At 61.0% G+C, this 26,584-nt stretch carries 22 protein-coding genes and 1 tRNA gene; 12 read left to right on the top strand and 11 right to left on the bottom strand.

All coding sequences use genetic code 11. From position 1 onward, the window contains the following. Positions 1-357: 357 nt before the first annotated feature. From PMI30_RS10370 to PMI30_RS10390, 5 genes are all read left to right on the top strand, one after another. Positions 358-1,713 (top strand): FAD/NAD(P)-dependent oxidoreductase, encoded by a 1,356-nt coding sequence (locus tag PMI30_RS10370; RefSeq protein WP_008011462.1) that lies wholly within the window; start codon positions 358-360, stop codon positions 1,711-1,713. Continuing rightward, positions 1,710-2,825: an NAD(P)/FAD-dependent oxidoreductase gene (locus PMI30_RS10375; RefSeq protein ID WP_008011461.1), complete on the top strand. Its 1,116-nt coding sequence runs from the start codon at positions 1,710-1,712 to the stop codon at positions 2,823-2,825. The genes PMI30_RS10370 and PMI30_RS10375 overlap by 4 nt, the downstream gene beginning before the upstream one ends. 18 nt (positions 2,826-2,843) lie before the next feature. Next, positions 2,844-3,890: an ABC transporter substrate-binding protein gene (locus PMI30_RS10380; RefSeq protein ID WP_008011460.1), complete on the top strand. Its 1,047-nt coding sequence runs from the start codon at positions 2,844-2,846 to the stop codon at positions 3,888-3,890. 289 nt (positions 3,891-4,179) lie between these two features. Then, positions 4,180-5,304 (top strand): cell division protein ZapE, encoded by a 1,125-nt coding sequence (gene zapE / locus PMI30_RS10385; RefSeq protein ID WP_032835705.1) that lies wholly within the window; start codon positions 4,180-4,182, stop codon positions 5,302-5,304. A gap of 204 nt (positions 5,305-5,508) precedes the next feature. Continuing rightward, positions 5,509-6,810, top strand: a complete 1,302-nt coding sequence (locus PMI30_RS10390; RefSeq protein ID WP_008011456.1) for a leucine-rich repeat-containing protein kinase family protein — start codon at positions 5,509-5,511, stop codon at positions 6,808-6,810. Positions 6,811-6,922: 112 nt separating this feature from the next. Here the strand turns inward: PMI30_RS10390 and PMI30_RS10395 are convergent, their stop codons facing one another. Then, positions 6,923-7,627 carry a YebC/PmpR family DNA-binding transcriptional regulator gene (locus tag PMI30_RS10395; RefSeq protein WP_007903391.1) on the bottom strand — a complete coding sequence of 235 codons (705 nt, stop codon included), beginning with the start codon at positions 7,625-7,627 and terminating at the stop codon, positions 6,923-6,925. A 231-nt stretch (positions 7,628-7,858) separates the two neighbouring features. Here PMI30_RS10395 and PMI30_RS10400 point away from each other — a divergent pair, with 231 nt between their 5' ends. Next, positions 7,859-9,283, top strand: a complete 1,425-nt coding sequence (locus tag PMI30_RS10400) for a type VI secretion system Vgr family protein (protein WP_008011454.1) — start codon at positions 7,859-7,861, stop codon at positions 9,281-9,283. 3 nt (positions 9,284-9,286) lie between these two features. Here PMI30_RS10400 and PMI30_RS10405 read toward each other — a convergent pair whose 3' ends face one another. Together PMI30_RS10405 and PMI30_RS10410 are read right to left on the bottom strand one after the other, a co-directional pair. Then, on the bottom strand, positions 9,287-10,678 hold the full coding sequence (locus PMI30_RS10405) for an FAD-dependent oxidoreductase (protein WP_008011453.1): 1,392 nt from the start codon (positions 10,676-10,678) through the stop codon (positions 9,287-9,289). A 12-nt stretch (positions 10,679-10,690) separates the two neighbouring features. Then, a complete protein-coding gene (locus PMI30_RS10410; RefSeq protein ID WP_008011450.1) occupies positions 10,691-12,016 on the bottom strand; it encodes an MFS transporter in 1,326 nt (441 codons plus the stop codon). 267 nt (positions 12,017-12,283) lie between these two features. Here PMI30_RS10410 and PMI30_RS10415 point away from each other — a divergent pair, with 267 nt between their 5' ends. Then, positions 12,284-13,156, top strand: coding sequence for a LysR family transcriptional regulator (locus PMI30_RS10415; RefSeq protein WP_008011448.1), 873 nt, complete (start codon positions 12,284-12,286; stop codon positions 13,154-13,156). 202 nt (positions 13,157-13,358) lie between these two features. Here the strand turns inward: PMI30_RS10415 and PMI30_RS10420 are convergent, their stop codons facing one another. Beyond that, the gene (locus PMI30_RS10420) at positions 13,359-14,222 is read right to left on the bottom strand and encodes a LysR substrate-binding domain-containing protein (protein ID WP_008011446.1); all 864 of its coding nucleotides are present in this window, start codon (positions 14,220-14,222) and stop codon (positions 13,359-13,361) included. Positions 14,223-14,335: 113 nt separating this feature from the next. On the opposite strand from PMI30_RS10420, the gene PMI30_RS10425 reads away from it, so the two are divergent. The 3 genes from PMI30_RS10425 (at position 14,336) to PMI30_RS10435 (ending at position 17,135) form a co-directional block, all read left to right on the top strand. Further along, positions 14,336-15,445, top strand: coding sequence for a 2-aminoethylphosphonate--pyruvate transaminase (locus PMI30_RS10425; RefSeq protein ID WP_008011443.1), 1,110 nt, complete (start codon positions 14,336-14,338; stop codon positions 15,443-15,445). Positions 15,446-15,567: 122 nt separating this feature from the next. After that, positions 15,568-16,395: a phosphonoacetaldehyde hydrolase gene (gene phnX / locus PMI30_RS10430; RefSeq protein WP_008011441.1), complete on the top strand. Its 828-nt coding sequence runs from the start codon at positions 15,568-15,570 to the stop codon at positions 16,393-16,395. 191 nt (positions 16,396-16,586) lie between these two features. After that, positions 16,587-17,135 carry a cytochrome b gene (locus PMI30_RS10435; protein WP_008011439.1) on the top strand — a complete coding sequence of 183 codons (549 nt, stop codon included), beginning with the start codon at positions 16,587-16,589 and terminating at the stop codon, positions 17,133-17,135. 126 nt (positions 17,136-17,261) lie between these two features. On the opposite strand, the gene PMI30_RS10440 is transcribed toward PMI30_RS10435, so the two are convergent. Beyond that, on the bottom strand, positions 17,262-18,194 hold the full coding sequence (locus PMI30_RS10440) for a 1-aminocyclopropane-1-carboxylate deaminase/D-cysteine desulfhydrase (protein WP_008011437.1): 933 nt from the start codon (positions 18,192-18,194) through the stop codon (positions 17,262-17,264). Positions 18,195-18,365: 171 nt separating this feature from the next. Beyond that, entirely contained in the window at positions 18,366-20,405 is a 2,040-nt protein-coding gene (locus tag PMI30_RS10445) for an NADPH-dependent 2,4-dienoyl-CoA reductase (RefSeq protein WP_008011435.1), read from the bottom strand. A 208-nt stretch (positions 20,406-20,613) separates the two neighbouring features. On the opposite strand from PMI30_RS10445, the gene PMI30_RS10450 reads away from it, so the two are divergent. Together PMI30_RS10450 and PMI30_RS10455 are read left to right on the top strand one after the other, a co-directional pair. Continuing rightward, the gene (locus PMI30_RS10450; RefSeq protein ID WP_008011433.1) at positions 20,614-21,744 is read left to right on the top strand and encodes a carbon-nitrogen hydrolase family protein; all 1,131 of its coding nucleotides are present in this window, start codon (positions 20,614-20,616) and stop codon (positions 21,742-21,744) included. A 4-nt stretch (positions 21,745-21,748) separates the two neighbouring features. After that, positions 21,749-22,789, top strand: coding sequence for an AraC family transcriptional regulator (locus PMI30_RS10455; protein ID WP_008011431.1), 1,041 nt, complete (start codon positions 21,749-21,751; stop codon positions 22,787-22,789). 3 nt (positions 22,790-22,792) lie between these two features. Here PMI30_RS10455 and PMI30_RS31320 read toward each other — a convergent pair whose 3' ends face one another. The 5 genes from PMI30_RS31320 to PMI30_RS10475 all read right to left on the bottom strand — a co-directional run bounded on the left by PMI30_RS31320 (position 22,793) and on the right by PMI30_RS10475 (position 26,566). Next, positions 22,793-22,975: a hypothetical protein gene (locus tag PMI30_RS31320; protein WP_008011429.1), complete on the bottom strand. Its 183-nt coding sequence runs from the start codon at positions 22,973-22,975 to the stop codon at positions 22,793-22,795. Between the two features lie 162 nt (positions 22,976-23,137). Then, positions 23,138-23,977, bottom strand: coding sequence for a DUF2242 domain-containing protein (locus PMI30_RS10460; RefSeq protein WP_008011428.1), 840 nt, complete (start codon positions 23,975-23,977; stop codon positions 23,138-23,140). A 212-nt stretch (positions 23,978-24,189) separates the two neighbouring features. Continuing rightward, entirely contained in the window at positions 24,190-26,061 is a 1,872-nt protein-coding gene (locus PMI30_RS10465; RefSeq protein WP_008011427.1) for a SurA N-terminal domain-containing protein, read from the bottom strand. A gap of 102 nt (positions 26,062-26,163) precedes the next feature. Beyond that, a tRNA-Asp gene (locus tag PMI30_RS10470) sits at positions 26,164-26,240 on the bottom strand. Positions 26,241-26,293: 53 nt separating this feature from the next. Continuing rightward, complete coding sequence (locus tag PMI30_RS10475; protein WP_002552737.1) at positions 26,294-26,566, bottom strand: HU family DNA-binding protein; 273 nt, start codon at positions 26,564-26,566, stop codon at positions 26,294-26,296. Positions 26,567-26,584 lie beyond the last annotated feature (18 nt).

Raw genomic sequence — 26,584 nt, 5'->3', positions numbered from 1 at the left:
CTCCCACAGGGGTTCCGTGCCGGTCACAAATAATGCGGCATACCTCAATCAACTGTGGGAGCGGGCTTGCTCGCGATAGCAATCTGTCAGCCACCATCGATGCTGAATCTACCGCCATCATCGCGGGCAAGCCCGCTCCCAAAGGGGTTCCGTGCCGGTCACAAACAATGCGGCATACCTCAATCAACTGTGGGAGCGAGCCTGCTCGCGATAGCAATCTGTCAGCCAGCATCGATGTTGAATGGGCCGCCGTCATCGCGAGCAGGCTCGCTCCCACAGGGGTTCCGTGCCGATCACAAGCAATGCGGCATACCTCGCTCCCACAAGGGTTCGGCGTCGATCACATATGAGGTGGGTATGAAGTCTGTAGTCATCGTCGGTGCCGGCCCGGCCGGAATCCGGGCGGCGCAAACCCTCGTCACCCACGGCGTGCGCCCGGTGCTGCTGGATGAAGCCGCGCGCGGTGGCGGGCAGATTTATCGGCGTCAGCCGGCCAATTTCAAGCGTTCGGCGGTCAAGCTATATGGCTTCGAAGCACGCAAGGCCAGCGCGCTGCATCAGACAATCGACACACTGCGCGAGCAACTCGATTACCGCCCCGACACCCTGGTGTGGAACGCCGAGGTCGGCGCGCTCGACACCTTGCATGAGGGCCGGGCCACACGGCTGGAATTCTCCCGTGTGATCGTCGCCACGGGCGCCACCGACCGGATTCTGCCAGTGCCGGGCTGGACGTTGCCGGGGGTCTACAGCCTCGGCGCGGCGCAGATCGCCTTGAAGTTTCAGGGCTGTGCCATTGGTGAACGCGTGGTGTTCGCCGGTAGCGGACCGTTGCTGTATCTGGTGGCGTATCAATACGCCAAGGCCGGCGCCAATGTAGCCGCCGTGCTCGACAGCTCGCCCCTCCGCGCTCAGGTCCGTGCCCTGCCCGGCCTGCTGTCGCAACCCTCCACGCTGGCCAAAGGCATTTATTACCGCACCTGGCTAACCGCCCACGGCATCCCGGTGCACCAGGGCGCCACCTTGAAACGCATCGATGGCGAACACCGCGTGCAATCGCTGAACTGGCATAACGCAGCAAGCGAACATCAAATCGAATGCGACGCCGTAGCCTTCGCCCACGGCCTGCGCAGTGAAACCCAACTCGCCGACCTGCTGGGCTGCGAATTCTCCTGGAATCCGCTCAACCGCGCCTGGCTGCCGCAGCGCGACAGTGCCGGTCGTAGCAGCATCGCCGAGGTGTACCTGGCCGGTGACGGCGCCGGCATCATGGGCGCCGACGCGGCCGAAATGGCCGGTGAACGAGCAGCCCTGGCGCTGCTCGAAGACATCGGTTACCTGATCCCACCACAGCGTGCCACCCAGCTGGAACAGTCGCTTAACACTATCGGCAGATTCCGCCAAGGCCTTGAGCGCGCCTTTATCTTTCCCGAAAGCTGGGCCACCGACGCCGCGGATGAACTGATGATTTGCCGCTGCGAAGAAGTGCGCGCCGGCGACATCCGCCAGGTGGTGCGCGAAGGCCATTGGGAGATCAACCGGGTCAAGGCCCATTGCCGGGTCGGCATGGGTCGCTGCCAGGGACGAATGTGCGGCGCCTCCGCCGCAGAAATCATTGCCTGCGAAAGCCGGCGCTCCATCTCCGACATTGGTCGCCTGAGGGCTCAGGCGCCGATCAAACCCCTGCCGTTCGGTCTGGAGGTCGAGCCATGATCGAGGTCGATGCAATCATTATTGGCGGCGGTATTGTCGGGGCTTCCGCCGCTCTGTTTCTGAGCAAGGCCGGCCGTCGCGTTGCGCTGCTGGAGCGGGATTTTTGCGGTTCACATTCCAGCGGCGTGAACTACGGCGGCGTGCGTCGTCAGGGCCGACCTCTGTCGCAATTGCCGCTGTCGCAACGGGCTCACGAGATATGGGGGCAACTGCCGCAGTTGATCGGCATCGACGGCGAGTACCAGCGCAGCGGTCACCTGAAACTCGCCCGCAGCCTCAACGACCTGCACGCCTTGCAGGCCTACGCCGCCAGCAGCCAGGGCTTCGGCCTCGATTTGCAGGTACTCGAGCGCAATGAGTTGCGCGCACGTTTTCCATGGGTCGGAGAGGTCGCGGTCGGTGCATCGTTGTGCCCAGACGACGGCCACGCCAACCCGCGCCTGGTGTCCCCCGCCTTCGCGCAGGCGGCGCGTCGGCACGGTGCGCAAATCCATGAACAATGCTCAGTAACGACGGTGGAGCATGACGGTCAGCGCTTTCGCGTCAGCACTCAAACCGGCCACGAGCTGCAAGCCCCCTGGCTGCTCAACTGCGCCGGCGCCTGGGCCGGAAACCTTGCCGCGCAATTCGACGAAGCGGTGCCGATGCACGCCGGGCACCCGGCGATGCTGGTCACCGAACCGTTGCCGCTGGTGATGAATGCCAGCACCGGCGTCGAGGGTGGCGGCATTTATGCCCGTCAGGTCGCTCGCGGCAATTGTGTGTTGGGCGGCGGCCAGGGCTTTGCCCTCGATGACGCCCGCGCCCGGCCTGGTCAGAACGCAGTGATCGAGATCCTGCGCCAGGCCGTCGAGCTCTACCCGTTTCTTGAGGGCGCCCAGGCGATTCGCACCTGGAGCGGCACCGAAGGTTATCTGCCCGATCGCCAACCGGTGATCGGCCACAGCAGCACCCAACCCGGTCTGTTGCACGCGTTCGGCTTTGCCGGCGCAGGCTTTCAGATCGGGCCCGCGGTGGGCCAGGCGCTCACCGAGATCATCTGTAGCGGCGCGTCAAAGACGCCGCTGGATGCGTTTTCCATCACCCGGTTTCACTCCATCTCCGTTGCTTGATAGAGGAAGGTCGCGCCAATGAATAACCTCAAACGCACTGCACTGCTCGGTTTGTCCTGCATGAGCGCTCTGCTCACGGTCACTCAGGCCCACGCCGAACCGACGCTTTACCTGGGTATGAACGGCGGAACCATGGAGCGGCTCTACGCCGACAAGGTGCTGCCGGCTTTCGAGAAAGCCAATAACGTCAAAGTGGTGATCGTGCCCGGCACCTCCGCCGATATTCTGGCCAAGGTCCAGGCCAGCAAAGGCAACCCGCAGATGCACGTGATGTTCCTCGACGACGGCATCATGTACCGCGCCATCGCCATGGGCTTGTGCGACAAACTCGAAGACAGCCCGACCCTGGCGCAGATTCCGGCCAAGGGCCGCATCAAGGATCAAGCCGTGGCGGTCAGCCTCGGGGTCACCGGGCTGGCGTACAACACGCGGTTGTTCAAGGAAAAAGGCTGGAGCGCGCCGACCTCATGGATGGACATGGCCGACCCACGCTTCAAGGACAAACTGGTGTTCCAGTCGATGGCCTCGTCGACCTTCGGCCTGCATGGTTTCCTGATGTTCAACCGGATTCAGGGCGGCAGCGAAACCGACGTCGAACCAGGGTTCAAGGCTTGGCCGAACACCGTCGGGCGCAACGTGCTGGAGTACATTCCGAGTTCGGCGAAGATTTCCGAAATGCTCCAGACCGACGAAGCGGCGCTATTCCCGCTGACGCCGACCCAGGTTACCGCGCTGAAACTGAAAGGTATGCCGGTGGAATATGCGCAGCCGAAGGAAGGCTCCGTGGTGCTCAACGTTGCCGAATGCGCCATCGCCAACAATACCCAACCGGAACTGGCGCAGAAACTCGCCGCCTTCCTGCTGACGCCCGAAGCGCAAGCGGCCGCGCTTGAAGACGGCGATCAGATTCCGTCCAACCCGAATACGCCAACCACCGACAAGACCCGCGGTCAGGTCGAGGCGATGAAGCAGTATCTGACGACCGCGATCGCCATCGACTGGGATCAGGTCAACGAACAGCGCCCGGCGTGGAATGCCCGGTGGAATCGCAGTATCGAGCGCTAAATAGCTGACCGCCCCAAACCTGTGGCGAGGGGGCTTGCCCCCGTTGGGTTGCGAAGCAGCCCCAAAACCATACACCCCGGTTTATCAGAAATACCGGGGGGAATGGTTGGGGGCGACTGCTACGCAGTCGAACGGGGGCAAGCCCCCTCGCCACAGGCAAGCTCCCTTGCCACAAAAACCTTCTCACCACAGTAGCTTCAGCAACACCAGTGGAAGGCAAATTCCCCATTTGGTTACACTACGCCGCCGCAGCTTGGGAGCGGCCTTAAGACTACGGGGTGACTTCACAGTGGCCATTCGACCACCCAACCGTCCGCGACTTACACCACGCTGGCCCGCGCTACGCCGTTTCTTCGGCAAGGCATTTGCGGCGCCGGCCAGTGGCAGCGCGCAGGGTCGGGTGATCCACGACTACTTCCACCACAAGGCCCATACCCAGGGCTACACCCTCAGTCACAGCCAGCAGCGAGTGATCGAGTGCATGACGCAGCACGCTTCGGCGCTGCTGGGCACATCGGCCCCGACACTCCCCGGTCTTTACCTCTATGGTGCAGTCGGGCGCGGCAAGAGCTGGTTGCTCGACGGTTTTTTCCAGGCCATCCCCATCGTGGAAAAACAGCGCCTGCACTTCCATGAGTTTTTTGCGCAACTGCACCAGGGTATGTTCAGCCAACGCAATCAGCCCGACCCGCTGGCGACCACCCTCGACGAACTGCTGCAAGATTGCCGGGTACTGTGTTTCGATGAATTCCACGTACATGACATCGGCGATGCGATGCTCATCACGCGGCTGTTCAAGGCGCTGTTTCGCCGGGGGATTGTGCTGCTGGTGACCTCCAACTACCCGCCAGAAGGTTTGCTGCCCAACCCGCTCTACCACGAACGCTTCAAACCGGTGATCGACCTGATCAACACGCGCATGCAGGTGATGGAAGTCGGCGGCCCGCATGATTACCGCAGTCAGGCGCGCGCCCACGCACAGCAGCTGTTCACCCAAGGCCAGTACGTCTGGCCGGCCACGGCGGCCCAGCGTCAGGTGTTGCAACTGCTCGAACACGATGCACCGGCGATTCAACTGCCCATCGGGACACGGCACCTGCAAGCCCGATACTGTGAAGGGCGAAGCGTCGGCTTCACCTTCGCCGACCTGTGCGAACACCCTACCGCAGTCATGGACTACCTCGAACTGTGCCGGCATTTCGATCGCTGGATCATCGACAAACTGCCCAGCCTCGCCGACTGTTCAATCGCCGCCCAGCAACGCTTCATCAACCTGATCGACGTCTTGTACGACCAGGACAAGCACCTGATTCTGCTTGGTCACCAGTCATTGCGCGAAAGCCTGGGTGGCGATGCTATCGACCTGGCGCGTACGCGCAGCCGGTTGGGGCAGTTGGTGGAGGTCAAGGAATAGGTTTGATCAAGACTCTTGTGTTGGGCGACCGGCCTCTTCGCGGGCAAGCCTCGCTCCTACAAGGGATCGAGGTACAACACAAAACCGTTGTAGGAGCGAGGCTTGCCCGCGAAGGCGCCCTGACAGCCACCACAACTTTCCCGCTATCATGTCGCCCATTTCCAGGCCCCCGCGCCCTCCTCCTGATCAATAGCGAACCTGCCCATGGATACCCTCGCCCAACTGCGCGCCGGCCAACTGTCGGGCATCACCCGTCTGGACTTGTCCTGCGGCCTGACCGAGTTCCCCCGGGAAATTTTCGACCTGGCAGACTCGCTGGAAGTGCTCAACCTCAGCGGCAACGCCTTGCGCAGCTTGCCGGACGACCTGCACCGTCTGACCCGCCTGCGTGTGCTGTTCTGCTCGGACAATCAGTTCACCGAACTGCCCGCCTGCCTCGGTCAATGCGCCGCGCTGACGATGATCGGTTTCAAGGCCAATGCCATCGAAAATGTGCCCGCCGCCGCCCTGCCGCCACTGCTGCGCTGGTTGATCCTGACTGACAACCGCATCACCGAACTGCCGACCGAACTGGGTGAACGCCCGCATCTGCAAAAACTCATGCTCGCCGGCAACCAGTTACAGCGTCTCCCCGAAAGCCTGAGCCATTGCCATCGACTTGAGCTGATCCGCATCGCCGCCAATCAGCTCACCGAGCTTCCCGAGTGGCTGCTGACCCTGCCGAGCCTGACTTGGCTGGCGTACGCCGGTAACCCGCTGGAAACCGAAGCCGATGCGGCTGCACTTGAAGCCACGGCGAGCATTCCCTGGTCCCAACTAAACCTTGAGAAAAAACTCGGCGAAGGCGCGTCGGGGGTTATTCATCAGGCATTGTGGGGGCAGACGAAACAGGTTGCGGTGAAACTCTACAAAGGCGAAATGACCAGCGATGGCTCGCCGTTGCACGAAATGAACGCCTGCATCACTGCCGGCATCCACCCCAACCTGATCCGGGTCGAGGGCCGAATTGTCGATCACCCGCAGCAAACGGCCGGACTGGTGATGCAACTGATCGATCCGAGTTACCGCAACCTGGCCGGGCTGCCGAGCCTGGCGTCCTGCACCCGCGACGTCTACGCCGACGACACCCGGTTCAGCGCTGACGTGGCGCTGTGCATCGCCAACGGAATTGCTTCAGTGGCTGAACATTTGCACCGCCAAGGCATCACCCACGGCGACCTCTACGGCCATAACATTCTGTGGAACGAGCACGGGGATTGCCTGCTGGGGGATTTTGGCGCGGCATCGTTCCATGCCACCTCGGACAGCCTTGAAAGCCGCGCGCTGCAACGGATCGAGGTGCGGGCATTCGGAGTACTGCTGGGGGAATTGCTGGCGCGGATCGACTCGGGGCTGAGCGATGAACAGCGCGTCGCATTAGAGGGTTTACAACAGCGTTGCTGTCAGCCAGATGTGCTGGCACGGCCGGGGTTCAGCGAGGTTGTGCGGGAATTAAAGGGACGGTGACCGCTGCGCGGTCAATCGCGAGCAGGCTCGCTCCCACAATTGATCTGTGGCGTTCACAAATCTCCTGTGGGAGCGAGCCTGCTCGCGATGGCGTTGTCACTGAAGAAGCAGATTAACCCGCCAACCCGACAAACATGTCCTGCACGTCATCGTGGTTATCGAGGCCTTCGAGGAACGCTTCGACTTCCGCCATCTGCTCATCGCTCAGGCCACTGACCGGGTTCTTCGGCTGGTAACCCAACTTGGCCGACAACACGGTGAAACCCTGCTCCGGCAGCGCTTTCTGTACCGCATCCAGGTCCGCAGGTTCGGTCAGGAACAGCGTCGCGCCGTCTTCACCCGGCTCGAAATCCTGGGCGCCGGCTTCGATTGCGGCCATTTCCGGATCGGCGTCAGGGCTGTCCGGGGACGCCTCGATCATGCCGACGTGGTTGAAGTCCCAGGCCACGGAACCGGAAGCGCCCAACTGGCCCTTGCGGAACGCGACGCGGATTTCAGCGACGGTGCGGTTGATGTTGTCAGTCACGCATTCAACGATCAGCGGCACCTGATGCGGTGCGAACCCTTCATACGTCACGCGATGGTATTGCACGGTTTCGCCGAGCTGGCCGGAGCCTTTCTTGATCGCGCGTTCCAGGGTTTCGCGGGGCATCGAGGCTTTTTTCGCCTGTTCGACCACCAGACGCAGGTGTGCGTTGGTGGTGGTATCGGCACCGTTGCGGGCAGCGATGGTGATTTCTTTCACCAGTTTGCCGAAGATCTTGCCTTTGGCGTTGGCTGCCGCTTCTTTGTGTTTAACCTTCCACTGTGCGCCCATTACTCACTCTCTTGATCTGTGGCGCCGAGACATCTATTGGCCGACGCGTTGCGCAAGTTTATACGGCCTAAAGATGCCAATCGACCAAAAATTCCAAGATCTTTACCCCAAGACCGATCGACATTTTCACCAGCGCTTGTAGGGCAATTCTGAAAAGTCGATTTACGGTGACGCTTAAGGGCTGTGGTTTCGTACCCTCTGCGCCCATCCTCCCTGGCAGAAGCGCGTTCGATGCATAACGACAAGGAAAGTCCCTTCACCCTGACACTGCTCGACGGCGGTTTGTGTTTGCAGGTGTTGCAGTTCAGTGGCCGTGAAGGTCTCAACCAGCCCTATCGATTCGACATCGACGTGATCGGCCTCGCCCCGGCGATGCACCTCAACCAATGGCTGCAACAACCGGCGTTTTTGACGCTGACGGATAACCAGGGCATTCACGGTGTGATCCACAGCATCAGTCGCGAACATCGCGGCCCGCACCGGGTCGGCTACTCCCTGGTGTTGGCGCCCCATCTTCAACAACTTCACCTGCACAGCTCGCGTCGGGTGTTTCATCGTCTCAGCGTGCCCGCGATCGTGCGCCAGTTGCTGGAGGAGCATCAATTGCCCGGGCACAGCTACCGCTTCGAACTGGCAAACGGGTGCTACCCGCCCCGGCCTTTTTGCATTCAATACGACGAGAGCGATCTGGCCTTCATGCAGCGGCTGTGTGAAGAAGAAGGCATCCACTATCACTTCGAACATCAGCACGACGGGCACGTGCTGGTGCTGGCCGATGACAGCCTGAGTTTCCCCCAGGCGCCGCTGCTGATGCCGTTCCAGGACGACGCATTCAACGACTCTGTCTTGCCGGTGATCAGCGAGTTGTTCCAGCGCCATGATCCGGATCCCTCCCCCGCACGATGGGAGGCCAGAAACCGCGGCGCACAGGTGATCGGCGATGGCGCGGCCAACCACACGCTCGCCAGAACGGGCCCGGTGACGGCACGCCCCGCGCCCGCACAGCTTCATCACGATCAGCTCAGCCGCCGACGACTGGAACGCCTGCGTTGCCAGCAACGGCAGATCCACGGCCAAAGCAACCAGAGCGAACTGTGCAGCGGACGGATCCTGCAAGTGGCGCAGCACCCGCTCTCGAGTTTCAACGATCAGTGGCTGCTCACCGATATCCGGCACCAAGGACAACAGCCGTCGATTCTTGCCGAGGACCAGCCTGGCATTGCCCGGCGCTACAGCAATCAGTTCACGGCCATCCCCTGGTCAACGGTCTTCAGGCCGGCGTTCAAACACGCCAGGCCGAGCATCCCGGGCTATCAGACCGCCCGGGTGCTGGGCCCCGTCGGGCAACCGGCGACGCTCGATGAGCAGGGCCGGATACAGGTCAGGCTATGGCCAGCGCCGGCGTTCGAGGCGGACGAATCCGCCGGTTTCTGGCTACCGGTCGCCCTCGCCACGCTGGATGGGCGGATCGATTCCTCCAAGTTGCCCATGGCCGGCACCGAAGTGCTGATCAGTTTTCTCGACAGTGACCCGGACCGGCCGGTGCTGTGTGCCGGCATGGGCCATCCCCAGCCTTCCCGGCCTGCTCCCGAGCCACGCCGCGATGGCCGTCTGCTGCTCGATTGGCTGGTCAACCGCTCGGATCTCGTACCTTGAGTTTCATCCCTTGTCGGCCTTGCCCGCCGCCGCGGCAAACTTCGCCAGGCGCACGTCGAGGTGCCGTGGCCGGCGCCCGTGATCCTCGGCGCGCTCCTTGCGGCGGATGGCGTTGCGCACCATCAGCGAACCCAGATAACGGATCGGCTCCGGCGGAAAAAATCCCAACGGGCCATTCACCAACGGCGAACGGGTCCAGGCATTGTCCAGCCCCAGCACCATCGAGGCGAGAATCTGTCCGCCCATATGGCAAGGCCCGACCCCACTGCCGGAGTAACCGAAACCGTAAAACACATTGCCGCTGGCGCTCATCTGGCCGAAGAACGGTAAACCGGTGACCGAGCGATCCGACGGCCCGTTCCAGGTGGCCTCGACCTTGACCTTGGCGAACGCCGGGAAGAATTCGCTCAGGCTGTGCTGCAACAAGCCGGCATAGGGCGATGGCTGATCGAACACCGGTAGCATTCGCCCACCGTAGGCGAAGGTATTGCCGCCCTTGCCGAGCATGATTCGACCATCCGGGGTGTTGTGGTAATAGTGCACAAAAATCCGCGAATCGAGCACCGTCACGCCGCTGGTCAAACCGATCTCGTTGAGCAGCTCCGGCCGTGGCTCGGTGATCAGCATGTCGCTGGAAACAATCGCCACACTGCGTTCGAACTGCGGAAACGCCCGGGCCATCCAGGCATTCATCGCCAGCACCACCCGGTCGGCGCGGACCGTGCCATTGGGGGTTTTAACCCCCGCTGGCTTGCCCTCCACCAAGCCGGTCATCGCCGTGTTTTCATGGATCCTCACCCCCAACTGCAAGGCCACCCGGCGCAGGCCGCGCACCAGTTTGCCCGGCTGAACACTCGCAGCAGCCGGGGAAAACCAGCCCTCCAAGTGTTTGCTGGAACCGGCCATGCGCTGTACATCCGCCAGTGGTCGCTGGGTGAAAGAATTGATGCCGTTGCGCTCCAGCGCCGCAATCACCGCGTCGGTCGAGCCGCATTGCGCGCGATTGGTGGCGGTGTAGAGCGTGCCGTCGAGACGGTAATCGGCGTCCACCGCGTACTGTTCGCAAAAGGCGCCGATGGCGTGGATGCTGCGCTCGGACTCCTTGACCAGTCGCACCGCCTCCTCGACGCCGAACAGCCGTTCCAGGGTGAAATACTTGGCCGACCACGACAGCGCACAACCACCATTGCGCCCACTGGCACCGGCACCGCAGATGTCCGCCTCGATCAGCAACACGTCCAGTTCGGGGTTCTGCTGCTTGAGCATGATTGCGGTCCACAAGCCGGTGTAGCCGCCACCGACAATGCAGACATCGGCGCGGGTATCACCGGGTAAAGGTTCGCACGGCGCGCAGGACTCGGCCGCCAGCGCCTGTTCCAGCCAGTAAGGTCTCATGGGGGGTAATCCTTATGTACGCAGGGGTTTTACGGTCATCGGCTGGTTAGGCACAAATGCTCTTTCGGGACGCAGACCCGCCGGGCGACTGTTCCAGTGGGGAATCAGCACCAGCGACGAGAACAACGCGCAGCCGGCAAAGACGATGAACACCGTGACCGAATCGAAGTAACCCGGCAGCAACCCGCCGAGAATCGCCCCGACCGAACCGCAACCATTGACGAAGCCCGCCGCCGTGGCACCGGCCTTGGCGGTGCCGAAATCGATCGCCGCCGCGCCGCTGATCATCGAGTCCGGCCCGTACAGGGTCAGGCCCATGACGAACAGCAGTGCCACCACCAGCAAGACACTGCCGGTATGCAAAGCGCCCATGAACAGCGCCAGGGAAACCGTGAGCGCCAACAGACTCAGCACACAGGCCGGCATGCGTCGGGCACCGAACAGTTTGTCCGAGGCCAGCCCCAGCAGAATCGGCCCGAGCAGCCCGGCCAGTTCGAACGCGGTAGGAATGATCGCCGCGCCGACCTTGCCCACCGTCGGCATTTGTTCGAAGACGATCACCGGCCCCCACAACAGGATCGCGTAGCGCGCCGGTTTCAACAGAAAGTACGCCAGCCCCAGCACCAACACCGTGCGGTTGCGCAGGATTTCCCGCAGCGGCTCCAGGACGCTGATCTTGCTTTGAGCGTGCGCCTCTTCGGCGGTTAATTCCGGCTCCGGCTCCACCGCCGGCAAGCCAACGTCTTCGGGTTTGTTACATTGAAAAATAAAAAACAGCACGGCGACCAGCCCAACCACCGCCGCACTGGAAATGAACGCCGCATGCCAGGTGCCGATCAGCGTATACGCCCACCAACCCGCAAACGGCGAGGCCACCAGCCCGCCAAAGGCGTAGCAGGAGCTCCATAAACCCAGCACCCGCCCACGCTGCTCGGCGGGAAAGAAACTGCCAATGTTCTTGCACAGCCCCGACCATCCGGTGGACTGCGCCAACCCTTGAATCAGCATGCAAGTGGCGAAAATCGGCAGCGTGGCAAAGCTGCCCATCACCAGCGCGGCCGCCGCGGAAATCAGCAATCCGCCGAGCACCACGACCCGTGGCCCGAAGCGGTCGGCCAGGATGCCCCAAGTGAATTGCCCGATGGCGTAAGCCGCCAGGTAGATGGCATCGAGGTTGGCCATGGCCATTTTATCGAGGGTGAAGGTGGGGTCTTCGGCGATCCCCAGTTTGGCCACGGAAAAGGCTTTGCGGGTGAAGTAGAACGCGGCATACGCGAGCCAGGTGATGGCGAAAATCTGCACGCGCCAACGCTTGATGGTACCGATGGGATTATTCATTGTGGTTCTGACCTCAGGGTGTGAGTGTGCCGGCAGAATTGGAAGAAAACGCCTGTGTTTTTTATTGTTGAGCACTGCGGTATCGCCTGTTCCCTAAGGCGATACCGGTCAGATGAGTCCTGCTGATTGCACGCACAGGCTCATGGCCACCAGTGCTGTTCGACTGAGCAGTCACCGGGGTTGAGGCGATAAAAACAATAACTGACTAATAAGTGAAATCGATTTATCGTATTTCAAATATAAGCTCAGCTTGTTATTGGAGGTTCGATGTCGGTGTCCCACGCCCAGCTCAAAGCCTTTCACGCCGTCGCCGTCCACGGAAGCTTCACCAAAGCCGCCGAGCGGCTGTTTCTGACGCAACCGGCGATTTCCGATCAAGTGCGCAAACTCGAAGAGCGTTTCGGTGTGTTGCTGTTCCACCGCAATAAACGTTCGGTGCGCCTGACCGATCTGGGCGAACGTCTGTTGAGCATCACCCAGCGGCTGTTTGTCATCGAAGCTGAAGCCCAGGAGTTGCTCCATGCGTCTCAGGCGTTGCAGACCGGCAGCCTGATTCTGGCGGTGGATGCGCCGGTGCATGTGCTGCCGCAGATTGCGCGGTTCTGCGAGCGCTACCCCGGCATCAGCGTGAAGATCGAAACCGGCAACACCGACGAATCACTGTTTCGGCTGTTTAACTATCAGGCCGATCTGGCCTTGCTGGGGCGCGATGTCAGCGACGAACGCTTGCTCTCGTTGCCGCTGCGCAATGACCCGATGGTGGCGTTCGTTTCGCGTCATCATCCGTGGGCCGATCGCGAGTCTATCTGCCTGGCGGACCTGGACGACACGCCGCTGGTGCTGCGGGAAATCGGTTCGGTGACCCGCCAGACCCTGGAAGAGGAAATGGCCCGGGCCGGTTTTCGCATCCGCCCGGCGATCGAGGTCGAAGGCCGGGAAGCGGCGCGCGAGGCGGTAGTGGTCGGGATTGGCGTGGGGGTGGTGTCGGCCGCTGAATTTGGCGCGGATTCGCGGGTATGCGCGTTGCCGATTACCGATTGCACACGGCGGCTGACGGAGACGCTGGTGTGCTTGCGCGAACAGAGTTCGCGGCGGGTGGTGGCGACGTTTCTGGAGATGGTTCGCGAGAGTCTGGTGTAGGCAGGTCCGGCCCCATCGCGAGCAGGCTCGCTCCCACATTGGCTTTGCATCGCTCACATAATTTGTGAACCACATAGCTCCCTTGTGGGAGCGAGCCTGCTCGCGATGCAGGCACCTTGGTCTCCCTACATCGCTCACATAATTTGTGATCCACATAGCTCCCCTGTGGGAGCGAGCCTGCTCGCGATGCAGGCACCTTGGTCTATCTGCCAGGCGCCAACCCAAAAAACGCCTGGATCAAGCGCAAATCCCGCCGCCGCTCCATGCACCCCATCATGTGCCGATTGACCAACCCCTCGCCAATAATCGGCACCGCCGCCACTCGCGGGTCGTGGCTGACTTCCACCGACGACACCACACCCACGCCCAGCTCTGCAGCCACCGCCTCGGTCACTGCCTCGCGACTGTCCAGTTCCAGCAGCACCCGTGGATTGACCCTGGCCTGAGCGCACGCCTCGTCGAACGTGCGTCGGGTAATCGAACTCGGCTCACGCAAGACCATGATCACCTGGTCCAGATCCTTGAGCTGAACCCCTTTCGACTGCTGCGCCCACGGATGACCCGCAGGCACCAACGCGCAAATCCTCGACTCGCTCAACGCTTGCAGGTGCAGGCCCTTGCGCGGCTCGACCTCGGTCAGCACCGCCACGTCGGCATGCTCCGACAACAACGCCGCTAATGTTTCCTGGGCATTGCCCAACCGCAGGTTCACGGTGATCCCCGGATAACGCGCACGCAAACTGGCGAGCATCGGCATGACCATATGCGGCCCGTCCGCCGCCACTTCCAGGCGCCCGGTCAGTAATTGCCGGTTGGCCTCCAGCATCACCTGCGCTTCTTCGGCCAAGCCAAACATCGCCCGGGTGATTGCTGCCAGTTTGGTGCCCTCTTCCGTCAGCTCTACGCGCCGCGCGGTACGGCGCAGCAAGGTGATCTGGTAGTGCTCCTCCAGCGCCTTGATGTGCCCGGTGACGGCCGGTTGACTGATGAACAGCCGCTCGGCGGCGCGGGTGAAGCTGCCCTCGCGGGCCACGGCGTCGAAGGCGCGTAGCTGGAACAGATTCATGAATAAACCTCACTGATGGCTGGCATAACAACAAACAATTTGATTGATAGCTCACCGAATTGCAATTTATGTCCCGTAGCTTCATCCCACTGAGCTTTTGCGAGGACACAAGAATGAGTACTGCCGAGCCCATCCTGCTCACCCCCGGCCCACTGACCACATCGGCCCGCACCCGTCAGGCGATGATGGTCGACTGGGGTTCATGGGATGACCGCTTCAACCAACTGACCGCCAGCCTCTGCGAACAACTGCTGACGATCATCAACGGTGCCAACAGCCATCACTGCGTGCCGTTACAAGGCAGCGGCACGTTCGCGGTCGAGGCGGCCATCGGCACATTGGTGCCTCGGGACGGTAAAGTGCTGGTGCTGATCAACGGCGCCTATGGCAAACGCCTGGCGAAGATCTGTGAAGTGCTCGGCCGTTCGTTCAGCACCTTCGAAACCGCCGAAGACGAACCAACCACCGCCGCCGACGTCGACCGCCTGCTGCGGGCCGATGCCAGCATCACCCACGTCGCGCTGATTCACTGCGAAACCAGCACCGGCATCCTCAACCCGCTGGCGGACATCGCCCACGTCATCGAGCAACACGGCAAACGCCTGATCATCGACGCCATGAGCTCGTTTGGCGCCCTGCCGATCGACGCCCAGGATGTGCCGTTCGATGCGCTGATCGCCGCCTCGGGCAAATGCCTGGAAGGTGTTCCGGGGATGGGCTTCGTCTTTGCGCGCAAAGAAGCACTGGCCAACGCCGCCGGTAACTCGCACTCACTGGCGATGGACTTGTTCGACCAGCACACCTACATGGCCAAGACCGGCCAATGGCGCTTCACCCCGCCGACCCACGTGGTCGCGGCGCTGCACGAAGCGCTGCTGCAATACAACGAAGAAGGCGGCTTGCCCGCACGGCATCAGCGCTACGCCAATAACTGCCAGGTGCTGCTCGATGACATGGCCAAACTGGGGCTGCGCAGCTTCCTTCCGGCCGCGATCCAGGCGCCGATCATCGTCACCTTCCACGCGCCGAAAGACCCGCGCTATCAGTTCAAGGAATTCTACGAACGGGTCAAGGCCAAGGGATTCATCCTCTACCCCGGCAAACTGACCCAGGTCGAAACCTTCCGCGTCGGCTGCATCGGCCACGTCAACCAGGCCGAAATGCACGCGGCAGTGACGGCGATCGCCGACGTGCTGCGCGAGATGGAAGTACTCGAAATCTGAAACGACGCCCCCGTCCCCTGTAGGAGCGAGGCTTGCCCGCGAATGCAGACGACACGGTCCGTCATTAAAACCTCGTTATCGTTCTTCGCGGGCAAGCCTCGCTCCTACAAGGGACACCTCACATGAACTACAGCAACCCAACCAAACTCCAAGCCGCCATCCTCGACTGGGCCGGCACTGTCGTCGATTTCGGCTCTTTCGCCCCAACGCAGATTTTCGTCGAAGCCTTCGCCGAGTTCGACGTCCAGGTGTCCATCGAAGAAGCCCGCGGGCCAATGGGCATGGGCAAATGGGACCACATTCGTACCCTGTGCGATCAACCGCAAGTCGCCGAGCGTTACCGCAACGTGTTTGGTCGCGCCCCGACCGACGATGACGTCACCGCCATTTACAAGCGCTTCATGCCGCTGCAGATCGAAAAAATCGCCGAACACTCGGCCCTGATTCCCGGCGCCCTGGACACCATCGCCAACCTGCGCCAGCAAGGGATCAAGATCGGTTCGTGCTCCGGCTACCCGAAACAGGTCATGGACAAAGTCGTCGAACTGGCCGCCACCAACGGCTACATCGCCGATCACGTGGTCGCCACCGACGAAGTGCCCAACGGCCGCCCATGGCCGGCTCAGGCACTGGCCAACGTGATTGCCCTGGGCATCGACGACGTCGCGGCCTGTGTGAAGATCGACGACACGGTGCCGGGCATTCTCGAAGGTCGCCGCGCCGGCATGTGGACCGTGGCACTGATCTGCTCCGGCAACGCGCTGGGTCTGGACTACCAAGGCTATCGCGCCCTGAGCAGCGATAAACTGGCCAGCGAACGCAAGCGCATTCACGCCATGTTCGAAGGCTCGCGGCCGCACTACATGATCGACACCATCACCGACTTGCCCGAGGTGATTGCCGACATCAACAAGCGCCTGGCCAACGGCGAGATGCCGCAAACCGACTGATTCCACCTCTCGTTTCATAAAAAAGCGCCAGCTCCTTTAACGGAACTGGCGCTTTTTTGTGGCCGATCACTTGATCCAGAGCATTGAACAGCCGATTCACCTCAGGCAAACCCACCGAAACAGGATTACAGTTAACCCACGCCGTCGAACAAGAACGGTGACTTCAGACCAGACCTGTGAGGAAACACCGTATGCCCTGGAAGAATTCCGAATCACGCTACAGCACCGTATCGATCGCGCTGCACTGGTTGATGCTGGTTCTGTTAATACTGGTTTATGCCTGTATCGAATTTCGCGGGATCTTTCCCAAAGGCAGTGGCGGCCGGACGCTGATCAAGGAAGCGCACTTCATGCTCGGCCTGACGGTGTTCGTACTGGTCTGGCTGCGGCTGTTCGCGCGCAGCCTGGGGCCCGCGCCGCAGATCTTCCCCGCCTCGCCACGCTGGCAGACCCTGCTCGCCAAACTGATGCATTGGGCGCTGTATATTTTCATGATCACCATGCCGATTCTGGGCTGGCTGATTACCAGCGCCGAGGGGCATCAGGTGATGTTCTATGGCATTGATCTGCCGTTGCTGATCGAAGAAAACAAACCGCTGGCCAAGCAGCTTGAGGGCTGGCATGTGCTCGGCGGGACGATCGGTTATTGGCTGATCGGACTGCACGCCGTGGCCGGGCTTTACCACCACTATGTGGTACGCGATAACACCCTGCTGCGGATGATGCCCAAGCGCGGATGAGCCCGGCTGAGGCTACCTGTAGGAGCGAGGCTTGCCCGCGAAGAATGCACCGCGGTTTTTCAGGTATTACGCGTCATCGTTCTTCGCGGGCAAGTCGGATCGCCGCACCGCTCGCTCCTACAGGATTTAGCCCTCTCGCCGTGAACTGAAACCCCGGCGGCCCTGCAAGCCGCCGGTGTGGATGAAGATCAAGCGCGTTCCCCGGGCAAATTTACCCGCCTCGATTTGCTGCTTGAGCGCCAGCAGCGCTTTGCCGGTGTACAGCGGTTCGAGGGGAATGCCGCTGGCTTGCTCGGTCTGCTCGATGAACGCAAGCAACGGCGGATCGACTTTGGCAAAACCACCACGGCTGGCGTCCAACAGTTCATAGACGGGATCCACTAGTCCAGCTTCCTGCACAATCATCTCGACCTGCTGCGCCACGCCATGATCGTCAGGCACCGCCAGCGCACCATACACAGGATGTTCACCCGCCTCGGCCAAAACCAGGCCGGCCAGGGTGGTGCCCGTTCCGCAGGCCAGCCACCAGCCGTCATAGTTGCTCCAGCCCAGACCGCTCAATTGCTCGCAGGCCAGAGTCACCAGTTGCCCGCAGCCCTTCGCCCCAGGCAAGCCGCCCCCCCCTTCCGGTACAGGATGTAGCTCGGGGTATTGCTCCCGCCATGGCGCCCAGAAGCCTGGTTCGTGCCGCGCTCGATAACCGCCATAACCCAACCAATGCAAGTGCATGCCGAACGCCTGCAAGTCCTTCACCGTCGGGGTGTCTTGCGGATGCCCGCGCAGCAGGCCGACGGTGGTGAAACCGAAGCGTTTGCCCGCCGCAGCCAATGCATGGAGATGATTGGAATGGGCACCACCCAGACTGATGATGCCTTGGGCACCATTCTGGTCGGCGGCTTTGAGGTGTTCGATGAGTTTGAACCACTTGTTGCCGCTGATCAGCGGGTCAATCTGGTCCAGACGCAGGATCGCTACTTCGATGCCGGCAGTGGTGAGCCAGTCGAGGTGAAGGGGTTCGAGGGGGGCTTGGGGTAGCCAGTCTGTTGGTGGGGAAAGCATTGATGCCTGATTGTTCTCAGAAAATGCCCGCATTCTAGTCGCTCAAAGGAACCCATCGCGAGCAGGCTCGCTCCCACATTAGATTTGCGTCGGTCACAAAATACGTGAACACCACAAAACCTGTGGGAGCGAGCCTGCTCGCGATGGCCATTGGCACGTTAAACCTGCGTATTACAACTCAGCCGCCAACCGCGAACCCTGGTTGATCGCGCGCTTGGCATCCAGCTCCGCCGCCACGTCCGCGCCGCCGATCAAATGCACGTTCTGCCCCGCCGCGAGCAAACCGTCCTGCAACTCACGCAACGGATCCTGCCCGGCGCAGATCACGATGTTGTCCACCGGCAGCACCTGCGGTTCGCCGCTTTCGCCGATGCGGATGTGCAGGCCTTCGTCGTCGATCTTCAGGTACTCGACGCTGTTGAGCATCTGCACCTGCTTGTTCTTCAGGCCAGTACGGTGAATCCAGCCAGTGGTCTTGCCCAGGCCATCGCCGACCTTGGATTTCTTGCGTTGCAGCAGGAATACCTCACGGGCCGGCGCATGCGGCTCAGCCTTGATCCCCGCAACACCGCCGCGCGCTTCGAGGTGTGTATCGATGCCCCATTCTTTCCAGAACGCTTCGCGGTCCTGACTGGTGGCCACACCCTCGTGAACGAGGAATTCCGACACATCGAAACCGATACCACCGGCGCCGATCACTGCGACGCGCTTGCCCACCGGTTTACGCTCGAGGATCACATCCAGGTAGCTCAGCACCTTGGCGTGCTCGACACCCGGAATCGCCGGCACCCGTGGCGCAATACCGGTCGCCAGGATGATTTCGTCGTAACCGCCCTCGACCAACTGCGCCACATCCACACGGGTGTTCAGGCACAGCTCGACGTTGGTGGTCTGCAATTTGCGGTTGAAGTAGCGCAGGGTTTCGAAGAATTCTTCCTTGCCCGGTACGCGCTTGGCGATGTTGAACTGGCCGCCGATTTCGCTGGCCGAATCGAACAGCGTCACCTGATGACCACGTTCGGCTGCCACAGTGGCGGCGGACAGACCGGCAGGACCGGCACCAACCACGGCGATTTTCTTGATCTGCTGCACCGGCAGGTAATTGAGTTCGGTTTCATGGCAAGCACGCGGGTTAACCAGGCAACTGGTCAACTTGCCGCCAAAGGTGTGATCCAGGCACGCCTGATTGCAACCGATGCAGGTGTTGATTTCATCGCCACGACCGGCCGCAGCCTTGTTGACGAAATCCGGGTCGGCGAGAAACGGCCGCGCCATGGACACCATGTCGGCATCGCCTTCGGCCAGAATCTGCTCGGCGACTTCCGGGGTGTTGATGCGGTTGGTGGTGATCAGCGGAATATTCACCGAGCCACGCAGCTTGGCCGTGACCTTGCTGAACGCCGCACGCGGCACTTTGGTAGCGATGGTCGGAATCCGCGCTTCGTGCCAGCCGATGCCGGTGTTGATGATCGTCGCACCGGCCTGCTCGATGGCCTTGGCCAATTGCACGATCTCTTCCCAGCTGCTGCCGCCTTCCACCAGATCGAGCATCGACAGGCGGAAGATAATGATGAAGTTCGGGCCGACCGCTTCGCGCACCCGGCGGACGATTTCCACCGGCAGGCGCATGCGGTTTTCGTAAGCGCCGCCCCAGCGGTCAGTGCGATGGTTGGTGTGGGCCGCGAGGAACTGGTTAATGAAATAACCTTCAGAGCCCATGATCTCGACGCCGTCGTACTCGGCTTTTTGCGCCAGGGTCGAGCAGGTGACGAAGTCGCTGATCTGCTTCTCGATGCCTTCCTCGTCCAGCTCTTTAGGCTTGAACGGGTTGATCGGCGCCTGGATCGCGCTCGGCGCCACTTGCTTTGGGCTGTAGGCATAACGCCCGGCATGGAGAATCTGCATGCAGATCTTGCCGCCCGCCTCGTGCACTGCTCGGGTGACGATCAAGTGCTTGAGTGCCTCTTCCTCGGTGGTGAGTTTGGCTGCGCCGGAGTAAACCCCGCCCTCATCATTCGGGCCGATACCGCCGGTGACCATCAGGCCAACGCCACCACGGGCACGCTCGGCGAAGTAAGCGGCCATGCGCTCGAAACCACCGGGCTTTTCCTCAAGACCCGTGTGCATCGAGCCCATCAGGGTGCGGTTGCGCAACGTGGTAAAACCCAGGTCCAGCGGGGCCAACAGGTGCGGGTAATGAGCGGCGGCCATCGGTAACTCCACAACGAGCGATCACGGAAAAAATGCAGGAGCTCTTCGGCCCCCATCAGTCATGTTCGACAGACTAAGAGTCGCACCGCTGTCACTCAATGACCGTAACTGACAACTTATTGATCCAAATGTGCAGCGCCCCTTGGCAAGCGCGGGCATGGGCCCTACCCTAGTTGCGAACCCTGCACACGGTCGTTGACTGTTTCCCATGCGCAAACTTTTGTACCTGACGTTCTCCATGGCGTTGATCGCCGCCCTCACGACCTACGCCATGTGGGCCGCGGACCGCCCGGTGGGTCATTACCTGTCGGACCTGCGCATCAGTCTTGCGGTTGATCTGGGCACTCCTGCCGATCGCGGCAATCTGCTGGGCATCCAGCCCGAGCTGTTCCCCACCGACTATCAAAGCCCCGAGCGCCTGCACCGCAAGCTCGCAGCTTATTTGCAGAAGGCTCAGGACCAAGGCCTGCTGAATGAAAAGACCATCGTCGTACTGCCTGAACATATCGGCACCTGGCTGATGGTCAGCGGCGAGAAAGACGAGCTGTACCAGGCCACTACGCTCAAGGAAGCCATGAACTGGCTGGCGGTGAGCAACCCGTTGCAGTTCATCCGCGCCCTGATCAGCGCCGAAGGTGGTAGCCGCCTCGACGACGCGCACTTGCGGATGAAAGCCAGGAAAATGGCCAAGGATTACCAGGCGCTGTTCGGCGGTCTGGCGAAAGACTTCCACGTGACGCTGGTAGCCGGCTCCATCGTGTTGCCCGAGCCGAGTGTCATCGACGGAACCCTGAAGATTGGCCACGGCGCGCTGTACAACAGCAGCATAGTGTTCGGGCGTGACGGCTTGCCGATCGGCCAGCCGCAGCGGCAATTGCACCCGACTTTCGCTGGGCGCGACACTGTCGAAGCCAATTCCGCGCACACGATCAACGTCGTCGATACACCGGCCGGACGCCTGGGCGTATTGATCGGCAGCGACAGTTGGTATCCGGACAACTATCGCAAACTCGACGATCAAGGCGCGCAACTGGTGGCGGTCCCGGCGTTCGTCGTCGGGCGCGAGTCCTGGGATCAACCGTGGCCCGGCTACAAAGGTCAGTCCACGCCGAATTCTGTCAGCCTCAAGGCTGGCGAACTCAGTGAAGGTCAGGCCTGGCATCGGTTGACGCTGATTGCCCAACCGTCCGGCAGCCAGGCCATCGCCGGCATGAGCGTGTTCCTGCGCGGTCAGTTCTGGGACAAGAGCAGCGCCGGTCAAAGCTTCCTCAGCAGCAACGGGCAACAATTCGCCGACGGCGATGCCCGGGGCGCGCGTTTGCTGAACCTCTGGCTGTAAGCCGATGAAACCGCAGCCGATGCGCCTCGGGGATTTGTCGGTCGGCTTCGTCCATAGCCTGGCTGACGCCGTGCGCAGCCATGGCCTGGACCCACAACCGCTGCTCGAACAGTACGGCCTCGATGCCGCGCGACTGGCCGAGGCCGGCGCCCGCCTCTCGATCCCGCGCTACATGCGCCTGGGTCACGGCGCTATTCAACTGACCGACGACCCGACACTGGGCTTGCGCATGGGCCAGCTCAGTCGCCTGAGCCAGGCCGGCCTGGCCGGAGTCACCGCCGCTCAGGCACCCACTGTGCGCGAAGCGGCGCGCTGCCTGATTCGCTTCGAAGCGCTGTACGGTTCCAACTATCGCGGCCAGTCGAGCTTTCATGAAGATGCCCAAGGCGCCTGGCTGCGGTTCTATTCCATCAGCCCCTATAACGCCTACAACCGCTTCGTGGTGGATTCGATCATCACCGGCTGGTTGCAGCAATTGTCCAGCGTAAGCCCTGCCCCGCTACGTGCTGAACGGATCGAGATCGAGTTTGAAGCGCCGGATTACCGCGAGGCGTACGCCGTGCTGGGGGATTGTCCGATTCAGTTTGGCGCCGAACAGAATCAACTGCGCCTGAGCCTGGAGAGCCTCGCCCAGCGCAACCCGGAACATTGCCCGAGCACCTGGCGGCACCTGCTGCAACTGTGTGAACGGGAACTGGAGCAACTGACACGCACCCGCAGCCTGCGTGAACGCATCACTCAGTTACTGGGGCCATTGCTCAATGGTGGTCGGGAACCCGACCTGGAAGAAGTGGCGGCACGCCTGAAGCTGCCAACCTGGACCTTGCGTCGCAAACTCGCCGAGGAAGGCACGCAGTTTCGTGCAATTCTCAACGACACACGTCGCGACCTCGCCATGACCTACATCCGCGACACCGAACTGGCGTTCGGGGAAATCGCCTACCTGCTGGGTTTTGCCTCAGCCGAAGCCTTCCAACGGGCCTTCAAACGCTGGAACGGCCAGACCCCCGGCGAGTTTCGCCGCAGTCATCGCCAGTCCGCGTGAAGTTTACAACTCGGTAGCGTCTTCGGCCGGTTCCAGCGGGTCCAGTTCAAACGCCTGGTACTCGAGCAGTTCTTCTTGATAATCGTCCATTATTAAACCCCCATCGCTTGTTGAAAAAATCGTCTGAATTAATGACCAGCGCCCTGAGCATAAAGTGCCCGCATGAAAGAAAAATGACGCGGGCATGACACTCCATCGCTACTGAATAAAACGTAGCAGGTGGTCAGGAATTTATCACAGGATTTTTTCGATACGAGCCGTAGGAATACAGCTCGATTTGATGTGGATCAATCTTGGAAGGTGTTACGGGATCGGAGCCGTCTGACCCGATCCCATGACATAGGCCAATTACTGGCCGGAGACAGGCATGGCCGAAATGGGCTCGGTCGGTGCCGGCATGGTGCTTGAATCCGCCGATGGAGTTACCGTTTCGGTGGACGAACTCGGCTCGCTGCTCTGCGCCGGGGTAATCGGCGCCGTTTCAGCCGGTGGTGCAACAGGCTCCGAACTGGCTGGAGCGGTTTCAGCTGCCGGCGCTGGAGCAGGCGCAGGTTCTGCCGCTGGGGTCGAGGTCGGCGCCAACTGAGCCGGCGCAGCCTTGGCTTCGGGCACACCCAGATCAGTCTTCGGCTTCTCGGTAATGTGCGCGGCCTTTTTCGCTTCCGGCGGCAGGAACAACTCGACCAGGGCAAAGAAACGCTCGTAGAACTTGGCCGAGGACACGGTTTCACTGGCGACCTTGACCATCGAGTCGTCGGACGAGCCGATCGGCATCGATACCGAGCCCAACACACCAACACCGAGGCTGGCGGAGTTGTTGGTCTTCTTCAGCGCATAACGGTCCTGCAAGGCGTTGGCGAACATCGTCGCGTGATGCCCTTCGCTGCCGTCATCGGCACAGACCACGCTGAAGCTGATCTCCATGTGGGTCTCGCCAGTCTGCTGGAAGCTCTTGTGTCCACTGACCAGCTTCGGATCGGCGCTGGTGATGATGTAACCCTGGCTGAGCAAAGCCCGACGGGCGGCCTCGCAGGTTTGCGCATCGGTCACCGGGTAATTGCGCGAGAACGTTCCGGAGTCGTCGAAGTTCTCATGCTCGTAGATGGCGGCCTTCTTCGACGAACAACCGGCAGCGGCGGCCAGCACCAAGGCCAGCCCGACAACACGCATGGGAATTGATCTAAACATTGAACATCCTGAGGAAAACGGTTCGGGGCGTATTGTGCAACAGATCGATGCTTAGCGTCGCACCGTTTAGTGTCTTGAAACAGTTACAAGTCTACTGACTGTCATTGACAGGAAAAAGTCCCGTTCGCACGGCGATCTTTTGATCTTCGCCCATAAAAAAACCCCGGCCGTCTGGCCAGGGTTTTTTATGTGGCAGGAAACTCAGTCAAGCATCAGAAACGCTTGATCTCAGCCTCGCTTTCCAACAGTTTGCGGTAAGCCGCGAAGTCTTGCTGGCCAATGCGCGAGGCGAGGAAGCGACGGTACTGAACCTTCTCTTCTTCGCTCGGCGCCGCAGCTTCGTTCACACCGTTCAGACGCACGATCACCAGGCTACCATCGGCCAAGGTCACGCTACTGAAGGTCGGCTTGTCTTTGGCAACCGGCTTGGGCATACGGAACAGTGCTTGCAGCACGGTTGGGTCGACCCCTTCCTGAGCGCGAGTCGCAGCTTGAGTCACTTTCCAGTTCTGGCCATCGATCGCCTTGTCCAGTGCAGTCTTGCCATCGCGCAGGCTGACGATCAGTTGATCAGCCTTGGTCTTGGCGGCAGCACTGGCGTGCTCCTTGGTCAGTTGCGCACGAATGCTGGCAGACACGCTTTCCAGCGGCAGTTGCTCAGGCTTGCGGTGTTCCTTGGCGCGCAGCACGATCACGGTTTCCGGGTCCAGCTCGATGGCGGTGCTGTTGGCACCCTCATCCAGCACTTCAGGACTGAACGCAGCGGTCACTACGGCACGGTTGGCCGCGACACCTTCACCACCTTCACGGCCGAATGGCGCGGAGGTATGGACGGTCAGCTTCAGGTCTTGTGCTGGCTGGGCCAGATCGGAGGCCTCGAACGAAGAGTCTTCCAATTGCTTGGTCGCCTCGACGAAACGCTGCTCGACCTGCTGGGTTTTCAGCTCGCGGGTCAGCTTGTCTTTCAGGCTGGCAAACGTAGGCACTTCAGGGGCTTCAACGCCCAGCAGCTTGATCAGGTGGAAACCGAAGTCAGTGCGAACCGGCTCCGAAACCTTGTCCTTGGCCAACGAATACAGGGCTTTTTCAAACGCTGGATCGTAGACACCTGGACCTGCATAACCGAGGTCACCGCCGTTGTTCGCCGAGCCTGGATCCTGGGAGAATTCCTTGGCCAGGGCCTCGAATTTCTCGCCTTTGGCCAGACGCGCCTGCACTTCTTCGATTTTGGCCTTGGCTTGCGCCTCGGTCATCTTATCGTTCACTTCGATCAGAATATGCGCAGCCCGGCGTTGCTCGGACAGGTTCGCGGTTTCTTTCTGATACGCCGCTTGCAGGTCTTCGTCCTTGACGCTGACCTGATCAAAGAAGGAGGCCTTCTTCAATTCGAGGTAATCGATGACCACCTGATCCGGCGTCATGAATTCCTTGGCGTGTTCGTCGTAGTAGGCTTTGACTTCGTCGTCAGTCAGTTTCACCGCCGCAGGATCCGCCTTGACGTTCAAGGTGGCGAAATCGCGGGTCTGCTTTTCCAGACGGGCGAAGGCCAGAACCTGTGCATCGGTGACAAAACCGCTACCGGCCAAGCCAGCGCGCAGCTGACCGATCAGCATTTCCTGAGCCAGCATCTGGCGGAATTGCAGACGGCTATAGCCCAGTTGACGGATCACCTGATCGAAACGCTCGGCGCTGAACTTGCCGTCCACCTGGAATTCAGGCGTTTGCAGGATCACCTGATCCAAAGCCGCTTCGGAGAAAGCGAATTTCGATTTTTCTGCGCCTTGCAGCAGCAGTTTGCGATCGATCAGGCCTTTGAGGGCCGATTCGCGCAGCATTTTTTCGTCGAGCAAGGAAGCATCGAAATCCTTGCCAAGCTGTTGCATGAGCTGACGGCGTTGCATATCAACCGCCTGGTTCAGCTCATTTTGACTGATTTCTTCACCGTTGACCTTGGCCGCATCCTGGCTGTTGGTCGTCGCCTGGAAAATGGCCTCGATACCGGTGAAAGCCATCAGTACAACGATGATCCCGATAATGGTCTTGGCAATCCAGCCTTGTGAATTGTCCCTGATATTCTGCAGCATGCGTCCCCCAGAAACGGTTGAACTTCAAAATTAGGCAACCGTGGAGCGTGGGTAGAATCCGGATAGAAGAAAGGCGCATCCGAGGATGCGCCTTCTCGTAACTGGCGGAGCGGACGGGACTCGAACCCGCGACCCCCGGCGTGACAGGCCGGTATTCTAACCGACTGAACTACCGCTCCGCTGCCAAGTCAGGAATGACCCCGACCCGGATAGGCAAAAACCTGAATCGAACTTAGTTGACAGCTTCTTTCAGTGCTTTACCGGCTTTGAAACCTGGCTTTTTGGCGGCGGCGATTTCCAGCGTCTTACCGGTCTGTGGGTTACGACCGATGCGAGCTGGACGATCGGTCACGGAGAAGGTACCGAAACCAACCAGAACAACAGAGTCGCCAGCCTTGAGAGCGCCAGTGACGGATTCGATTACAGCGTCCAGCGCACGGCCAGCAGCAGCTTTCGGGATATCAGCGGATGCAGCGATAGCATCAATCAGTTCCGACTTGTTCACTCTAAGTCCCCTTATATC

This window comes from Pseudomonas sp. GM50 (assembly GCF_000282375.1).
Taxonomy (GTDB): domain Bacteria; phylum Pseudomonadota; class Gammaproteobacteria; order Pseudomonadales; family Pseudomonadaceae; genus Aquipseudomonas.
This window is presented reverse-complemented; position numbering and strand designations above follow the sequence as displayed.

What these genes read in the sequence shown, in the direction of transcription:
- PMI30_RS10370 (WP_008011462.1), top strand. Translation starts at nt 358, where the DNA reads ATGAAGTCTGTAGTCATCGTCGGTGCCGGCCCGGCCGGAATCCGGGCG.
- PMI30_RS10375 (WP_008011461.1), top strand. Translation starts at nt 1,710, where the DNA reads ATGATCGAGGTCGATGCAATCATTATTGGCGGCGGTATTGTCGGGGCT.
- PMI30_RS10380 (WP_008011460.1), top strand. Translation starts at nt 2,844, where the DNA reads ATGAATAACCTCAAACGCACTGCACTGCTCGGTTTGTCCTGCATGAGC.
- PMI30_RS10390 (WP_008011456.1), top strand. Translation starts at nt 5,509, where the DNA reads ATGGATACCCTCGCCCAACTGCGCGCCGGCCAACTGTCGGGCATCACC.
- PMI30_RS10395 (WP_007903391.1), bottom strand. Translation starts at nt 7,627, where the DNA reads ATGGGCGCACAGTGGAAGGTTAAACACAAAGAAGCGGCAGCCAACGCC.
- PMI30_RS10400 (WP_008011454.1), top strand. Translation starts at nt 7,859, where the DNA reads ATGCATAACGACAAGGAAAGTCCCTTCACCCTGACACTGCTCGACGGC.
- PMI30_RS10405 (WP_008011453.1), bottom strand. Translation starts at nt 10,678, where the DNA reads ATGAGACCTTACTGGCTGGAACAGGCGCTGGCGGCCGAGTCCTGCGCG.
- PMI30_RS10410 (WP_008011450.1), bottom strand. Translation starts at nt 12,016, where the DNA reads ATGAATAATCCCATCGGTACCATCAAGCGTTGGCGCGTGCAGATTTTC.
- PMI30_RS10415 (WP_008011448.1), top strand. Translation starts at nt 12,284, where the DNA reads ATGTCGGTGTCCCACGCCCAGCTCAAAGCCTTTCACGCCGTCGCCGTC.
- PMI30_RS10420 (WP_008011446.1), bottom strand. Translation starts at nt 14,222, where the DNA reads ATGAATCTGTTCCAGCTACGCGCCTTCGACGCCGTGGCCCGCGAGGGC.
- PMI30_RS10425 (WP_008011443.1), top strand. Translation starts at nt 14,336, where the DNA reads ATGAGTACTGCCGAGCCCATCCTGCTCACCCCCGGCCCACTGACCACA.
- phnX (WP_008011441.1), top strand. Translation starts at nt 15,568, where the DNA reads ATGAACTACAGCAACCCAACCAAACTCCAAGCCGCCATCCTCGACTGG.
- PMI30_RS10435 (WP_008011439.1), top strand. Translation starts at nt 16,587, where the DNA reads ATGCCCTGGAAGAATTCCGAATCACGCTACAGCACCGTATCGATCGCG.
- PMI30_RS10440 (WP_008011437.1), bottom strand. Translation starts at nt 18,194, where the DNA reads ATGCTTTCCCCACCAACAGACTGGCTACCCCAAGCCCCCCTCGAACCC.
- PMI30_RS10445 (WP_008011435.1), bottom strand. Translation starts at nt 20,405, where the DNA reads ATGGCCGCCGCTCATTACCCGCACCTGTTGGCCCCGCTGGACCTGGGT.
- PMI30_RS10450 (WP_008011433.1), top strand. Translation starts at nt 20,614, where the DNA reads ATGCGCAAACTTTTGTACCTGACGTTCTCCATGGCGTTGATCGCCGCC.
- PMI30_RS10455 (WP_008011431.1), top strand. Translation starts at nt 21,749, where the DNA reads ATGAAACCGCAGCCGATGCGCCTCGGGGATTTGTCGGTCGGCTTCGTC.
- PMI30_RS31320 (WP_008011429.1), bottom strand. Translation starts at nt 22,975, where the DNA reads ATGCCCGCGTCATTTTTCTTTCATGCGGGCACTTTATGCTCAGGGCGC.
- PMI30_RS10460 (WP_008011428.1), bottom strand. Translation starts at nt 23,977, where the DNA reads ATGTTTAGATCAATTCCCATGCGTGTTGTCGGGCTGGCCTTGGTGCTG.
- PMI30_RS10465 (WP_008011427.1), bottom strand. Translation starts at nt 26,061, where the DNA reads ATGCTGCAGAATATCAGGGACAATTCACAAGGCTGGATTGCCAAGACC.